This is a genomic window from Sorangium sp. So ce590 (assembly GCF_051521365.1).
Classification (GTDB): domain Bacteria; phylum Myxococcota_A; class Polyangia; order Polyangiales; family Polyangiaceae; genus Sorangium.
Genome location: NZ_CP150346.1, coordinates 4,974,163 through 4,988,721 on the forward strand (window position 1 = coordinate 4,974,163; position 14,559 = coordinate 4,988,721).

At 72.2% G+C, this 14,559-nt stretch carries 12 protein-coding genes; 7 read left to right on the top strand and 5 right to left on the bottom strand.

Going from position 1 to position 14,559, the window contains the following annotated elements; translation table 11 throughout:
- The first annotated feature begins 91 nt into the window (after nt 1-91).
- The 7 genes from WMF28_RS18755 to asnB all read left to right on the top strand — a co-directional run bounded on the left by WMF28_RS18755 (nt 92) and on the right by asnB (nt 8,491).
- Entirely contained in the window at nt 92-1,426 is a 1,335-nt protein-coding gene (locus WMF28_RS18755; RefSeq protein WP_437603611.1) for a hypothetical protein, read from the top strand.
- 157 nt (nt 1,427-1,583) lie between these two features.
- Entirely contained in the window at nt 1,584-2,147 is a 564-nt protein-coding gene (gene pyrR, locus WMF28_RS18760) for a bifunctional pyr operon transcriptional regulator/uracil phosphoribosyltransferase PyrR (protein WP_437603612.1), read from the top strand.
- 8 nt (nt 2,148-2,155) lie between these two features.
- Nucleotides 2,156-3,121: an aspartate carbamoyltransferase catalytic subunit gene (locus WMF28_RS18765; protein ID WP_437603613.1), complete on the top strand. Its 966-nt coding sequence runs from the start codon at nt 2,156-2,158 to the stop codon at nt 3,119-3,121.
- 193 nt (nt 3,122-3,314) lie between these two features.
- Entirely contained in the window at nt 3,315-4,289 is a 975-nt protein-coding gene (nadE, locus tag WMF28_RS18770) for an NAD(+) synthase (RefSeq protein ID WP_437603614.1), read from the top strand.
- Between the two features lie 313 nt (nt 4,290-4,602).
- The gene (locus WMF28_RS18775; protein WP_061625355.1) at nt 4,603-4,863 is read left to right on the top strand and encodes an acyl carrier protein; all 261 of its coding nucleotides are present in this window, start codon (nt 4,603-4,605) and stop codon (nt 4,861-4,863) included.
- Nucleotides 4,864-4,884: 21 nt separating this feature from the next.
- Nucleotides 4,885-6,477, top strand: coding sequence for a class I adenylate-forming enzyme family protein (locus WMF28_RS18780; RefSeq protein WP_437603615.1), 1,593 nt, complete (start codon nt 4,885-4,887; stop codon nt 6,475-6,477).
- Nucleotide 6,478: 1 nt separating this feature from the next.
- Complete coding sequence (asnB, locus tag WMF28_RS18785) at nt 6,479-8,491, top strand: asparagine synthase (glutamine-hydrolyzing) (RefSeq protein ID WP_437603616.1); 2,013 nt, start codon at nt 6,479-6,481, stop codon at nt 8,489-8,491.
- 48 nt (nt 8,492-8,539) lie between these two features.
- On the opposite strand, the gene WMF28_RS18790 is transcribed toward asnB, so the two are convergent.
- The 5 genes from WMF28_RS18790 to WMF28_RS18810 form a co-directional block, all read right to left on the bottom strand.
- Nucleotides 8,540-9,760 (bottom strand): lipoprotein receptor, encoded by a 1,221-nt coding sequence (locus tag WMF28_RS18790; RefSeq protein WP_437603617.1) that lies wholly within the window; start codon nt 9,758-9,760, stop codon nt 8,540-8,542.
- Nucleotides 9,760-10,746 carry a PEGA domain-containing protein gene (locus tag WMF28_RS18795; protein ID WP_437603618.1) on the bottom strand — a complete coding sequence of 329 codons (987 nt, stop codon included), beginning with the start codon at nt 10,744-10,746 and terminating at the stop codon, nt 9,760-9,762. Before WMF28_RS18795 ends, WMF28_RS18790 begins: the two co-directional genes overlap by 1 nt.
- 36 nt (nt 10,747-10,782) lie before the next feature.
- A complete protein-coding gene (locus WMF28_RS18800) occupies nt 10,783-12,336 on the bottom strand; it encodes a protein kinase domain-containing protein (RefSeq protein ID WP_437603619.1) in 1,554 nt (517 codons plus the stop codon).
- Nucleotides 12,337-12,572: 236 nt separating this feature from the next.
- Nucleotides 12,573-13,946, bottom strand: a complete 1,374-nt coding sequence (locus WMF28_RS18805; protein WP_437603620.1) for a tetratricopeptide repeat protein — start codon at nt 13,944-13,946, stop codon at nt 12,573-12,575.
- An 83-nt stretch (nt 13,947-14,029) separates the two neighbouring features.
- Entirely contained in the window at nt 14,030-14,554 is a 525-nt protein-coding gene (locus WMF28_RS18810) for a hypothetical protein (RefSeq protein ID WP_437603621.1), read from the bottom strand.
- Between the last annotated feature and the right edge of the window lie 5 nt (nt 14,555-14,559).

Below are 14,559 nucleotides of genomic sequence, written 5' to 3' on the forward strand. Positions count from 1 at the left end.
GAAGGCGGAGCGTTTAGCGCGGGGTGCGTTGGCTCGCAAGACCGAGTACGAGCGCCGTCAGAACGGGGCTGCATGGTAGCGTCGCCCCTGCATGGACCCTAGCGCAATGCCCGAGGTCCCCGCCGCGGGCGCCGCCGACAAGCGACCGGAATCGTCAGGAGAGGCGCGGCGAGCGGGCCGGCGCGGAACGGTCGCGCTTGCCCTCTACGCGCTCGTGACGCTCGTGTACGCGGTCACCTGTTCGCGCGAGCTCTTCACCGTCCACACGCCCTACAACCACTACGCCCTGCTCGCCGAGGCGTGGCTCCACGGACGCCTCGACCTCGGCGGGCCGCCGCCGGCGTACGCGGGCGGCAACGACTTCGCCGTGCTCGGCGATCGCTACTACGTCAGCTTCCCCCCCTTCCCCGCGGTCCTCATCGCGCCGCTCGTCCAGCTCGTCGGCAGCGCCGAGCGCGTACGCGATGGGCAGTTCTTCCTGGCGTTCGCCGGCGTCGGTCCGGCCGTCCTCTTCCTCGCGCTCGAGAAGCTCTCGGCCTCGCGGCGCAGCCGCCGCACGCAGGCCGAGAACGTCGCGCTCTCGCTGCTCTTCGCGCTCGGGAGCGTCTACTGGTTCAGCGCCGTGCAAGGGACCGTGTGGTTCGCGGCGCACGTCGTCGGCGCCGCGCTCGCGTGCGTCTATCTCTACTGCGCGCTCGACGCCGCCCACCCCCTCGCTGCAGGCCTCGCCCTGGGCCTCGGCTTCGCCACCCGCACGCCGCTCGGCTTCGCGCTGCCGCTGTTCCTCTGGGAGGCGCTCCGCGCGGGCCGCTCGGACCCGCGCGCCCTCGCGCGACGGCTCGCCCTGTTCGCCGCGCCCGCGGCGCTCGTGCTGGCCGCGCTGCTCTGGCACAACCACGCGCGGTTCGGCGACGCGACCGAGTTCGGGCACCGGTACCTCCACATCGCCTGGCGCGCGCGGATCGAGAAGTGGGGGCTCTTCTCGTACCACTACCTGCCGCGCAACCTCGCGGTGGTGCTCACGAGCTTGCCGTACGCCCACGTGCAGGGCACGCCCTTCCAGATCAACGTGCACGGGCTCGCGCTCTGGGTGACGACGCCGATCTACGCGTGGGCGCTCTGGCCCCGGCGCACGCCGCCCATGTTCTGGGCGCTCGCCGCCACGGCATCCGCGGTCGCGCTGCCGAGCCTCTTCTACCAGAACACCGGCTGGATCCAGTTCGGCTACCGCTTCTCCAACGACTTCGCCCCGTTCCTCTTCGCCATGATCGCCGTCTCCGGCCGCCGCTTCGGCGTCCCGTTCTACGCCCTCGGCGCGGCCGCGATCGCCGTGAACGGGTTCGGCGCGGTCACGTTCCAGCGGGCGGGCTTCGAGCGGTTCTATTTCCTCGAGCGCACCCAGCGCGTCCTGCACCAGCCCGACTGAGCGCGCCGGCGCCGTCGCTCAGCCGCCGCGACGCTCATTCCCTCCTCCGCACGCGGGCCCGGGAGCGGGCCGCTTCCTCCGGCCAGCGGGGAATCCCGCGGACGACGCACGCGGCCCTTGGGTGCAGGGCGCTCGCTGTGCTAGCCCTCGCCGCGCCATGGAAGCTCTGCTCGACCCGGCCGCCATCGGGCGCGGCCTGCGGCGTATCGCGCTCCAGATCGCCGAGCGAGGCCGCGGCGTGGACGATCTGGCGCTCATCGGGATCCGACGGGGCGGCGAGCCGCTGGCCAGGCGGCTCGCCGCGCTGCTCCTCGAGATCGAGGGGCAATCGCCGCCGGTCGGCGCCGTCGACATCACGCTCTACCGCGACGACGCCGCGACCGCCCTGCCGAACCCGCGCATCGGCCCCAGCCACATCACCTTCCCCGTCGACGGCCGGCGCATCGTGCTGGTCGACGACGTGATCTACACCGGCCGCACCATCCGCGCGGCGCTCGACGCGGTGCTCGACTACGGGCGACCGCAGCGGATCGAGCTCGTCGCGCTCGTCGATCGCGGCGGCAGAGAGCTGCCGATTCACCCTGACTACATCGTCCGCGCGGTCGAGCTCGCCCCCGGGCAGCGCGTCGACGTCGTGGAGCGCGCTGGCGAGCTCTGGGCTCTCGTCACCGCCGTTGGAGCCAAGATCTCGGAGCCCCCAGCTCCCCCGGAAGGGACGTAAGCCAGCGCATGAGGAGGATCTACCCGCACCGACACCTGCTCGGCATCGAGGGGCTCACGCGGCCCGAGATCGTGGCCCTCCTGGACGCCGCCGAGTCGCTCTTCGACGTCTCCCGGCGGAGCGTGCGCAAGGTGCCCACGCTCCGCGGCAAGACGGTCGTGAACCTGTTCTACGAGCCGTCGACGCGCACGCGGACGTCGTTCGAGCTCGCGGGCAAGCGCCTCAGCGCCGACGTCATCAACATCAGCGTCTCCACATCGAGCGCCGTCAAGGGGGAGTCGCTGCTCGATACGGTGCAGAACCTCCAGGCGATGCAGCCCGACGTCCTCGTCATCCGGCACAGCGCGTCCGGCGCGCCGCACCACATCGTCGCGCGCACGCGCGCGGCGGTCATCAACGCGGGGGACGGCACGCACGAGCACCCGACGCAGGCGCTGCTCGACGCGTTCACCATCCGGCGCGCCAAGGGGCGGCTGGAGGGGCTGGAGGTCGCCATCTGCGGCGACATCGTCCATAGCCGCGTGGCCCGCTCGAACGCGCACCTGCTCACGACGATGGGCGCGCGGGTCCGCTTCGCCGGGCCGCGCACGCTCCTGCCGGTCGCAGGCGAGTCGCTCGGCGCGACCCTCTACGACCGGATCGAGCCCGCCCTCGAGGGCGCCGACGTGGTGATGATGCTGCGGGTGCAGCGCGAGCGGCTGAGCGGCAGCTTCCTGCCCAGCACGCGCGAGTACAGCCGCACCTTCGGGCTGAGCCCGGCCCGGCTCGCGCTCGCGAAGCCGGACGCGATCGTGATGCACCCGGGGCCGATGAACCGCGGCGTGGAGATCGATCCGCGCATCGCGGACGGCCAGCAGAGCGTGATCCTCGACCAGGTCGAGGCCGGCGTCGCGGTCAGGATGGCGGTGCTCTGGATCCTGGCCGCGGAGACCAACGAGTTCTCCGCGACCGGCGAGCCGCGGCCCGCGCCCTGACGGGGCCGCGCCGCCCCGCCGCGGTCCGCGCAGGGGGGGCGGATGGCTGCTCTCGCCCCGCGCGACGCGAGGCGCCGGCGCCGGCTCCTCGCTTGGCCGCCCGGGCTTGCGGCGGCGCGGCAGCGAACGGGGTTCCCTGCCGCGCCGCGTTTTAATAGGCTGGTCCATCTTTTTGAAAGGGTGGATGCCAACCATGTTTTCGCGAGACGTCCTCAGGATCGATGCCCCGGCAGTAGCGCAGGAGATCGAGCAGGCCATCCGGGCTCAGGTATTCGGCACGCTGCGGCGGCGCGGGGCCGTGGTCGGGATCTCGGGCGGGATCGACAGCTCCGTCGTCTCGACGCTGTGCGTCCGCGCGCTCGGCAAGGACAAGGTGCTCGGCCTCTTCATGCCCGAGCGCGACACCTCGGACGACGCGCTCCGGCTCGGCAAGCTGCTCGCCGAGCAGCTCGGCATCGAGGCGGTCATCGAGAACATCAAGCCCGCGCTGACCGGCCTCCGTTGCTACGAGCGGCAGGACGAGGCGATCCGGATGGTCTACCCGGACTACAACGAGAGCTGGAAGTTCAAGATCACCCTGCCCTCCATCCTCGAGAGCGACCGGCTGAACGTCTCGCAGCTGACGGCACAGCCGCCCGGCGAGGAGCCGCGCGTGAAGCGGATGCCGCTGAACGCGTACCTGCAGCTCGTCGCCGCGACGAACTTCAAGCAGCGCATCCGCAAGATGATGGAGTACTACCACGCAGACAGGCTCAATTACGCCGCCGCCGGCACGCCGAACCTGCTCGAGTACGATCAGGGCTTCTTCGTGAAGCAGGGAGACGGCGCCGCGGACTTCAAGCCGATCGCGCACCTGTACAAGAGCCAGGTCTACGCGCTCGCCGAGTACATCGGCGTCCCCGCCGACATCTGCAGGCGCGCGCCGACCACCGACACGTTCTCGCTGCCTCAGGGGCAGGACGAGTTCTACTTCGCGCTCCCCTACGACAAGATGGACCTCTGCCTCTACGCCTACAACAACAAGGTCCCGGCCGCGGAGGCGGCGTCCGCCGTCGGCATCAAGCCGGAGCAGGTCGAGCGCGTGTTCAAGGACATCGAGGCGAAGCGCCGGGTAGCGCAGTACCTCCACGCGCAGCCGCTGCTCGTCCGCGATCAGAGCCACGCCTGACGATCCGCGCCCCTCGCGCCACCCGGGCCAGCGTCGACGCCCGGCGGCGCTGCCCCGGGCGTGAAACCGGCCGGAAACAGCGCAGCCCGCGTCGACGATGAGACGTGAGAGGCGGGACGCGCTCGCGCGAGACCGCTCCATGACCACGACGGACTCGCGACGATGCCGCGAGACCGCGAGTCGCGACTCTCACCTCGGCAGCGTCCCCCCGAGGGCGGACAGCGCCCTGCGGCGGTCTGCACACCGCAACCCCGCTCCGCCGAGTGTTCTCGACAGGAAAGCCTGGAGGGTGATAGACGTAGGAATTAACTCCATGAGCACTTCCAGCATCGAATCGACGATTCGCAACTTCCTGGTCGCCTCGTTCGGATACAGGGGCGCTACCGCCGATCTTGGGGCCGAGGTCCCTTTGCTCGATCAAGGGATCCTGGACTCGACGGCCGTCCTCGAGATCGTCCAGTTCCTCGAGCAGGACCTCGGCATCCAGGTCGCTGACGAGGAGATGGTGCCGGAGAATTTCGGCTCGATCGCCCGGCTCGTGACCTACGTCAACGGGAAGAAGAGCAGCAACTAGCCCGAACACCCCGGGGGGCGCATGAGCACGCAGCACACCGCTCGTCGCGATCCGCGCTCGGATCGCTTTCTCATCGACTCAGCGCTGCGATCGTTCGCGGCTTCACGCCCCGACCACGTCGCGCTGGTCTCCGAGGGGCGGCGGCTCACGTACCGCGAGCTCGACGCGCTCGCCGACCGCTGCGCCGCCCTCTTCCGCGAGTCGGGCGTGCAGCGCGGCGATCGCGTCATGATCGCGCTCGACAACGGCGTGGACGCGGTCGTCGCCTATTACGGCACGCTCCGGGCCGACGGGGTGCCGTCGCTGCTCGGCACCGCGATGCGACCCCGGCGCCTCGCCCAGGTGATGGAGCTCGCCGAGCCGCGCGTGCTCGTGGCGGCGCGCGGCATGCGCGACGGCCTCGCCGCCATGGCGGCGCTCCCGCCCGCCGCGAGGCCGGCGGCGACGTTCCTGAGCGGCACGGCGCCCCCGGCCGCGGCGGCCGGCCCCTCGCCCGAGGGGCGCGACCTGGAGGAGGCGCTGGCCGGCGCGCCGAGCGACGCCCCCGAGCGCCGCGCCATCGAGCTCGACCTCGCGACGCTCTGCTGGACGAGCGGCAGCACGGGCGAGTCGAAGGGGGTCATGCTGACGCACCAGAACCTCCGCAACAGCACCGCGGCGATCGGCGCGTACCTCGAGCACACGGCGGACGACGTGATCCTCTGCGTGCTGCCGCTGTCGCACACCTACGGGCTCTTCCAGCTGCTCGTGACGCACGCGTTCGGCGGGGCCGTCGTGCTGGAGAAGGGCTTCTCCATGCCGTGGCCCATCGTCCAGAAGATGGCCGAGGAGCGCGCCACCGGCTTCGCGGGCGTGCCGACGATCTTCGCCTCGATGCTGTCGCTCAAGAACTTCGCGAAGGCCGACCTGTCGGCGCTCCGCTACATGACGAACGCCGCGTACGGGCTCCCGGCGCCGCAGCTCCTGCGCCTCCGCGAGCTTTTGCCCAACGTCTCGTTCGTCGCGATGTACGGCCAGACCGAGTGCACGCGCGTCTGCTACCTGCCGCCATCGCTGGCGCTGGAGCGACCGTCCTCCGTGGGCATCGCGATGCCGAACGAGGAGCTCTGGATCGAGCGGGAGGACGGCACGCGGGCGGAGCCGGGCGAGGTAGGCGAGCTCGTCGTGCGCGGGCCGAACGTGATGCGCGGTTACTGGAAGAACCCCGACGCGACCGCGCGCGCGCTCCGGCCAGGGCCCCTCCCGGGCGAGGTCGTGCTCCACACCGGCGATCTCTTCAAGATGGATGAGGAGCGATACCTCTACTTCGTCGCGCGCAAGGACGACATCATCAAGACCCGCGGCGAGAAGGTGAGCCCCCTCGAGGTCGAGTCGGTGATCTGCAAGGTCCCTGGCGTGATCGAGGCGGCGGTCGTCGGTGTGCCGGATCAGGTGCTCGGCGTCGCGGTGAAGGCCGCCGTCGTGAAGGCCCCCGATGCCGCGGTGACGGCCGACGACGTCCGCAAGAAGGTGCGGTCCGAGCTCGACGAGTTCGCCGTGCCCAAGTTCGTCGAGTTCATGGATACGCTCCCTAAGACGGCGAGCGGCAAAGTCAAGAAGAGCGAGCTCATCTGATATGTGCGGTATCGCCGGCCTGATCAACCTCCGCTCCGACGCGCCGAACCCCGACCGCGACCTGGCCCTCAAGATGGCTCGAGCGCTGCGCCACCGCGGCCCCGACGGCTTCGGCATCTACCGCGATCGCCACGTCGCGCTGGCCCACGCCCGCCTGTCGATCATCGACCTCGACGGCGGGTGGCAGCCCATGGCCAACGCCGAGGAGACGCTCTGGGTCTGCTTCAACGGCGAGATCTTCAACTACATCGAGCTCCGCGAGGAGCTCACGGCGAAGGGCCACCACTTCCGGACCAAGAGCGACACCGAGGCGCTGATCCACGCCTACGCCGAGTACGGCGAGGCCATGGTCGATCGGCTGAACGGCCAGTGGGCGTTCGTCCTCTGGGACGTCAAGCGGAGGCGCGCGTTCTTCTCGCGCGACCGCGTCGGCATCAACCCGCTCTTCTGGACGGTCCACCGCGGCGTCCTCCGGTTCGCCAGCGAGGTGAAGTCGCTCTTCCAGGACCCCACCATCCCCCGCGCGATCTCCCGCGAGGGCCTCGACGAGGCCCTGACGTTCTGGGCGCCTGTCGCCCCGCTCACCTCGTACGAAGGCATCCAACAGATCCCGCCGGGCGCTGTGGCGACGCTCGATCTCGATCGCGACGTGGCGCCGCGCGTCTCGATCCGCTTCCGGCCCGAGTTCCCCCACGGGCGCGCGCCTGGCGGCGACGAGGTCTCGCTCGTCTCGAGCGTGCGCGAGGCGGTCCGCGGCGGCTCGACGATCCGCCTGCGCGCCGACGTCCCCGTCGGCAGCTACCTGAGCGGCGGGCTCGACTCCACGATCGTCGCGGCGCTGATCGCGTCGAACCGCGAGGTTCCGCTGCGCACCTTCTCGGTCGAGTTCGCCGAGCGCGAGTTCGACGAGGCCGAGTACCAGCGCGCCGCCGTCGCGCACCTCGGCACGTCCCACGCCTCGATCCAGTGCAGTGACGCCGACATCGCCGGCGTCTTTCCGGATGTCGTCTACCACGCCGAGGCCCCGCTCCTGCGCACCGCCCCGGCGCCGTTGTTCATCCTGGCGCGCCTCGTCCGGCAGAGCGGGTACCGCGTGGTGTTGACGGGCGAAGGCGCCGACGAGTTCTTCGCCGGCTACGACATCTTCCGCGAGGACCGGGTCCGCCGCTTCTGGGCGCGCCACCCGGACAGCAAGCTCCGGCCCCAGCTCCTCCTCCGGCTCTACCCTTACCTGCAGCGGTCGCCGGTCGCGCAGGTCGAGATGGCCAAGGCCTTCTTCGGGCGGAACCTCGCGCAGACGGGCGACCCGTTCTACTCCCATCGCCCGCGCTGGGACGCCACGAGCCGCATCAAGCTGATGCTCGACCCCGCGATGCGCGAGGGCGTCAGCGACACCGCCGCCGCCGATCGCCTGAGGGAGCAGCTGCCCGCCGACTTCATGCGCTGGACGCCGCTCGCGCGCGCGCAGTACCTGGAGATCACGACCCTGCTCTCCGGCTACCTGCTCTCCTCCCAGGGCGAGCGCATGATGATGGCGAACTCGGTCGAGGGGCGCTTCCCGTTCCTCGATCCCAACGTGATGGACGTGGCGGACGCGCTGCCGGACGCGCTCAAGCTCCGCACCCTCGACGAGAAGCACGTGCTGAAGCGCGCGATGGGCGATCTGTTGCCGCCCGGCGTCCTCGCGCGGAAGAAGCAGCCGTACCGCGCGCCCGTCGTGCAGCCGTTCTTCGGGAGCGGGACGCCGGACTACGTGGAGATGTGCCTGTCGCCGGACGCCATCAAGGACGCGGGCATCTGGCAGGCGCAGCCCGTCGCGTCGCTCATCGCGAAGTGCCGCAAGACCGGCGGCAAGTCGATGAGCAACACCGACGACATGGCGTTCTGCGCGATCCTCTCCACGCAGCTCATGGCGCGGGACATCATCCAGGGTGCGCGGGTCGTCGCGGCCGCCGACGACATGTCGGGCCGGCTGGGCGTCGACGTCGACCGGCTGCGCGACGCCGCGGGCTGATCCAGCGCGCTCGACGTCGAGGCGAGGCTGCGCCGGGCGCGCTCCTTCTCAGCGGGGCAGCTTGCGCACCCCGCCGGCGCCCTTCTCCTCCACCCAGAAGACGAGCCCGCCGTGGAGCGCGATCCCGCGCGGCGCGCCGCCTCTGTACAGCACCTGCGGCCTCCCGCGGCCGTCCTTGCGCTTCCGCAGGACGCGGGGCGTCCCTTGATCGGTCCAGTAGACGTAGTCGTCGTTCCCATCCACGGCGATGCAGTCGGGGGACGGGTGCTCCACGTTGTCGTCCTCGGAAGGCTTCCAGATCGCCATCGCCTCCCGCGAGCCGTCCTTCGGCGCCCTCATCACGGCGGCTTGCAGGTCGGTGTCGTTGCTGCGCGGGCTGTTGGTCCAGTAGACGAACGCGTCGTCGACGGCGATGGCGTACGGGAACGGCTGCTCGTCCGCCAGCTCGACCGTGTCGCCGGTGTCTCGTCGCGTCCGGTTCACCGTGCCGCGCGCGCTCCGATCGACCCAGTACACGTGCTCCGCGTCGAGCGCGACGAGGTGCGGCGACGCCTCATCGTCCTCGTGGAACTCGTCGTTCGCCCCCTCGTCGTTCGGCCACGCGTCGAGCATCGCGATCTGGCCGATGAGGCTGCCTTTCCCGGGCACGCCGATGCCGCCCGCGCGCTGCGCCCAGAACACGTCGCTCTCGTCCGCCGCGACGCCGAGGGTCGCGTGGTTCGAGTCGTAGATCACCTTCGGCGTCTCCTGTCCCTCGCGGTCCACCCACATGATGTTCGTGTCGTTGAGGTTGGACCAGAAGACGCCTTGCTGGTTGACGGCGATCCCGTACGGAGCGTTCTGCCCGGCGGCGAGCAGCGTGACCGGCCCGCCGAGGGCCGGCACCTTCTGCACGCTGCCGTTCGCGCCCACGCCGGCCGTCCAGTAGACCTCGTCCTGGTAGATGACGAGGAGCCTCGCGTTCGCGCCCGCCGGGGTCGGGAACCCGCGCGCGATCTCGGTGACCCCGCTGCAGCCGCTCTCGCTGCACATCCCCTCGTCCAGGCACACCGCGCCGCAAGCGCCGCAATTCTGGGGGTCGTCATGCAGGTTCACCTCGCAGAACGTGTCGCCGTTGCAGTCCGCCATGCCCGTCGGGCACCCGGAGGACCCACCGGACGAGCTCGCGCCGGGCTCTCCCATCGTGAAGTCGCCGAGCACGCTTGTGCATGCAGAGGCGATCGCGACGGCAACGCTGAGCATCAAGCCGACCTGGAGCGCCTGGCGCATCAAAAACTCCCCTTCGCTCCCGCGGAGCCGAGCCCGATCACGGGTGTGATCGATATCCCGGCGCGCTGCGGCGACCTCGGCGCTGTCAGGAGAAGGAACGCCCCCGCGCCGACGCCCACGGCGCCGATCGCGAACCCGATCGTCGAGAGCGTGCCCATCGCGTGGTAGCTGTCGACCTCGCCCTGGAGCGACGGGTCGCACCGGCCGGCGGGGCAGCGCTCCGAGAGGTCGCCGTGCTTGCCGATCGCGAGCACGCCGCCCACCGCGCCGGCCGCGAGGCCGACGCCGCCGAGCCCCAGCGCGGTGATCCCGAGGACGGTGCGGCTGCTGCCGCCCGAAGGCGCGCCAGGGCCCGTGTCGGGCGACGGCGCGACCGGCGGAGGCGACGCGACCGACGGCGGCAACGCGACCGGCTTGAGCTCGAGCGCGACGGTCTCGCTGGCGCCCTCCGCCAGGGTCACCTTCACCTCGGCCGGAGCGAACCCCGCCGCCTCCGCGCGGACGGTGTGGTCGCCCGGATCGACCGGCCGCCGGACCCCGAGGGCGGCGCGCGGCACGGGCTCGCCATCGATCGTGACGGCGGCGGTGTCCGGCCCGCGCACCGAGATGAGCACCTGCGGGATCCGGGGCGCGAGCGCGTCGAGCTCCCGTTGAGCGTCCGCGATCGCCTCGAAGAACTGCTCGGGCGACTTCTCCGGCGCCCCCTCGCGGACGATGCGGCTGTACGACTCCTGGGCCGCGATCCACTGGCCCACGCCCACCTGGGCTCGAGCGACGCCGAGCAGCAGCGTCGGGGCGTGGATGATGGCGTCGGCGCGGCCGAACCGATCGAGCGCGGCGGAGAAGTCCTTCCGTTCGAGGGCCTCCTGACCCTCCACGGCGAGCGAGCGCGCCGTCGCGCGATCGGCGTCCGAGACCTGTGCCAGCGCGGCGGGCGCGCAGGTCAGCGCGAGCAGCAAGGAAGCGATCCCTAGTCGACGAGCCATACGAACAAGGTCTATGCGAGATGCTGCGGGTGAACTTCAGATGCCGAAATCCGTCGGCTTCGGCTTGCGGCGCACGCTACCGGCCGGCGCCGGAGCACGCGGCTTCGCCTGAGCGGGGTGCCCCGCGGGAGCGCGCAGGCCGCTCCGGGGCGCCGCCGACGAGGCCGCGGGCGCCGACGAGGCCGCGGGCGCCGGCGCGGCGGCGCTGGCCGCCGAGGCGGGCGGCTCGGGCGCCGGCACCGGCGCGGAGGATGACGCCGCGACGTCGGGGCCCCGCGGCACACCGGACGCCGACGCCGTGGGAGCCGGCTGCGCGAGCGGCTGCGCCGGGGCGCCGGGGCTCGCTCCGCGCAGGACGAAGAACCCGATGGCGACGAGGACGACCGCGGAGGCCCCTGCAGCGGCGAGCACGCGCCCGACGACGGGCCGCCGGATCGGGGGAGACACCACCGAGACCAGCGCGCTGGCGGTCTGCGACCGCATCTGGCGGCCCGACATCGCGGACGCCGTCTGCGCCTCTCCCGGCGAGGCCACCGTCACGCCGGAGCTCGTCGAGATCCGCTCGGCCTCGGCCTCCGACGAGGCGACCAGCGTGGCCGCGTCGCCGAGCGACGGCGCGGCGCTGTCGGGCCCGGCGTCGAGGGGCGTCGCGCTCCCCCTCGAGCGCGGGGCGAACCCGAGCTCCACCGAGGCGCGCTCGCCGGGCGCGCGGAACGGGACGAGGCTCATCCTCGACTCGAAGCTGTCGCTCGCGATGTCGAGGGCGATCGCGAGCGCGTCGCAGAACTCCTTCGCGCTCTGGAAGCGGCCCTCCGGCTCGCGCGACGCCGCGCGGGCCCACCAGGCGTCGAAGCCGGGCGGCACGGGGGCGAGCTGCGACGGCACGGGCAGCGGCTTGACCATGATCTTGAGGAGCAGATCGCCGAACGCCTCGCTGTTGAACGGGAGATTGCCGGTCAGGCACTCGAACACCACGACGGCGAGCGACCAGAGGTCCGAGCGGTGATCGATGCGCTTGGTCCCTTGCGCCTGCTCCGGGCTCATGTACGCGGGGGTCCCGAGCAGCGAGCCGGTCTTCGTCGTGGAGGTGACGCGCGGCGTGCTGTCCTTTGCGATGCCGAAGTCGAGCACCTTGGCGATCTCCCGGTCGTCGTCCCGGACGAGGAAGATGTTGGCCGGCTTGAGATCGCGATGGACCAGGCCGGCCGCGTGGGCCCGCGTGAGGGCGCGCGCCACCTGCGCCGTGATCGCCATCGTGTCGTACGGGTCGAGCCGCCCCACCCGCTGGATGCGGGTGTCGAGGTCCTCCCCATCGAGGTACTCCATCGCGATGTACGGCGTCCCTTGCCACACACCGTGGTCCAGGATCTGCACGACGTGGGGGCTGCGGATCTGCGCTGCGACCTTCGCCTCCCGTTCGAAGCGGAGCCGCACCTCCTTCGAGACGCCCTGCGCGTGCATGAACTTGATCGCACACGGGATGTCGAGGCCCATGTGCTGAGCGAGCCACACCGAGCCCATCCCGCCTTGCCTGAGCGGACGCACGAGGCGAAAGCGATCGGCAACGGTGGTCCCCGCGGCGGGTGTCACGCAGCCTCCCAGACCTTCTGGAATATCACAGGTGGACGTCCAGGGTCACCTTTGCGCCGTGCAAAAAGGAACTGCTGGCCAGCGCAATTCGGTCGAGGCGCGCGTCGTTTGCTGCTGGTTGCCGTCGGTTCCGTCGATTGCCGTCGGTTCCGTCAGCTCGCCCGCATCGGAGGGCGCTATGCGATCGCGGCTTGTGCCACGCGTCACGAACCTCGCAGGACCTCGGGCGCGCGGCGCTAGCGAGAGCCCGAGCTCGCCGCGGGCTCCTGCGGGGACCGCCGCGCGCCGGACCGGGATGGAAGCGCGCTGCCGCCCCCCGCGGCGCCGAGCGGCGTGCCCGTCGTCTGCGCGAGCTGGCTGCCGCGCGGATCGTCCGGGAACGTGTCGAGGAACTTGCGCGCGTGGTGGCGCGACTCCTCGACGATGCCCGCGCGGTACGTCAGGAGCGCGACGTTGTAGCGCGCCTCGGCGTTCCTCGGATCGGCCTTCAGGGCGGCGAGGTAGCCCTGGCGGGCGCCGTTGTAGTCGCCGCGTTTGTCGGCGATGAGCGCGAGGTTGTACAGCACCTCGGCGTCGGAGGGATCCTGCTCGGCGAGCGGCGCGAGGTGCGCCTTCGCCCCGTCGAGATCGCCGGCGAGGATGGCCAGCGCGCCCGCGAGCAGCCGCGCCTTCCGGCCGGCGCCGGCCTCGATCGCGCGCTCCGCCTCGGCCCTGGCGTCCGGTAGGCGGCCTGCGCGCTCGTGCGCGAGGGCGAGCGCGTAGCGGAGCCGCGCCGGGTCGCCGCCCTCTTCGAGCGCGGCCCGCGCCTCGGCCTCTGCGCGCTCGGGGCGGCCGGCGACGGCGAGCGCCTCCGCCAGGACGGCGCGCGTGCTCTGCTGATCCGGGCATCGCTCGCGCGCTGCCTCCGCGTCGCGGAGGGCGGCGACGGCGTTCCTGGCGTGCAGCCTCGCCTCGGCGCGGAGCGCCAGGCAGGCGCACGTGGCCGGCGCTGCGGGCGCGGCGGCGACGGGGTGCATCTTCAGGCAGCGCGCCGCGACCCCGTCGAGCTCGTCGAGCTTGCGCCGCTCGAGGAGCGGTCTCGCGACCTCGTCGACCGCGCGCAGGTGCGCACCGTCGCGGCGCAGCGCCGCCCACCACATCCGCTCGCGCGACCCGAGCAGGGGCGCGGCCCCGAGCAGCTGGACGGCGCCGAGGCCGATCACGACGATCGCGGCCCCCATCCGCCGGTGCTTGAAGCTCGATCCGAGCCAGTGCTCCGCCGCGGCCGCGGCGAGCGTCGCGAGCGCCGCCCACAGCGGCACGCCGACGAGCGCGACCCCCTGCGCGAGCGGCGCGCGAGGCCCGCGGTAGTAGAGCGCGGCCGCGAGCGCCGCGGCGATCGCGAGCCACAGCAGCGCCGCTCCGTTCCTGGCGAGCCGCGTCTCGATCCGCGCGGCGAACCACGCCGACAGGCCGAGCGCCGCCGCGAGCGCGGCCGCCGAGAGCGCGCCCGAGAGCGCGAGCGCGGCCGATGGCAGCGGCTCGGGCGAGAGCCACGTGGGCGCGATGGCGAGGACCGCGAGGTGCAGCACGCGGCTCAGGTGCAGGGCGAGCTCAGCGAGCCAGGGCACGGCGTGACCTTAGCCCAGCGCCCGGCGCGGACCAAACGGCGGCGGAGCGGCGTCGCTGCTGCGAGGCCGCGGCGGCGGCGCGCTCACGGCAGGATCATCTCGACCTCGACGGCGACGCGCGTCCCGGGCGGCGGCACGCCGATCCCGAGCGGGATCAGCCGGAGGCACTGCGCTGCGTCGGGGCGCTCCATCCCTCGCACCTCGCTGATGCCGCGGGCGATCTCCTTCCCGGACTCGTCGAAGGTCATGTTGAAGAGGTATTTGGCGCGCGCCGGCGTTGGGCTCTTGCTGAGCGAAGGCTCCCAGCACTGCTTCACGAAGAGCGGCCGCCGCGCTTCGAGGGCCCTGATGGCGTCCGCCTGGACGCGCTTGTAGAGCGCGCCCGGCTGCTCCGGCGGGGCCGCGGCCGGCGCCGGGCGAGGCCGTGAGGGAGACGGCGCGTCCGCCGCCGGTACCGGTGGCGCCCTCATGGAGGCTGCCGCAGCCTCCACGCTGGCCGGAGGGGCCCCGGCGGAGGGCGCCGGGCGCTGGAGACCCAGGTAGAGACCCACCGCGATGAAGAGGCTGCCGAGCAGGATCGCCGCGGGGGTCATCAGCTCCTTCTGCATGGTGG

Excerpts from the sequence above, each read along its gene's own strand:
- WMF28_RS18755 (WP_437603611.1), top strand. The coding sequence starts at position 92 with ATGGACCCTAGCGCAATGCCCGAGGTCCCCGCCGCGGGCGCCGCCGAC.
- pyrR (WP_437603612.1), top strand. The coding sequence starts at position 1,584 with ATGGAAGCTCTGCTCGACCCGGCCGCCATCGGGCGCGGCCTGCGGCGT.
- WMF28_RS18765 (WP_437603613.1), top strand. The coding sequence starts at position 2,156 with ATGAGGAGGATCTACCCGCACCGACACCTGCTCGGCATCGAGGGGCTC.
- nadE (WP_437603614.1), top strand. The coding sequence starts at position 3,315 with ATGTTTTCGCGAGACGTCCTCAGGATCGATGCCCCGGCAGTAGCGCAG.
- WMF28_RS18775 (WP_061625355.1), top strand. The coding sequence starts at position 4,603 with ATGAGCACTTCCAGCATCGAATCGACGATTCGCAACTTCCTGGTCGCC.
- WMF28_RS18780 (WP_437603615.1), top strand. The coding sequence starts at position 4,885 with ATGAGCACGCAGCACACCGCTCGTCGCGATCCGCGCTCGGATCGCTTT.
- asnB (WP_437603616.1), top strand. The coding sequence starts at position 6,479 with ATGTGCGGTATCGCCGGCCTGATCAACCTCCGCTCCGACGCGCCGAAC.
- WMF28_RS18790 (WP_437603617.1), bottom strand. The coding sequence starts at position 9,760 with ATGCGCCAGGCGCTCCAGGTCGGCTTGATGCTCAGCGTTGCCGTCGCG.
- WMF28_RS18795 (WP_437603618.1), bottom strand. The coding sequence starts at position 10,746 with ATGGCTCGTCGACTAGGGATCGCTTCCTTGCTGCTCGCGCTGACCTGC.
- WMF28_RS18810 (WP_437603621.1), bottom strand. The coding sequence starts at position 14,554 with ATGCAGAAGGAGCTGATGACCCCCGCGGCGATCCTGCTCGGCAGCCTC.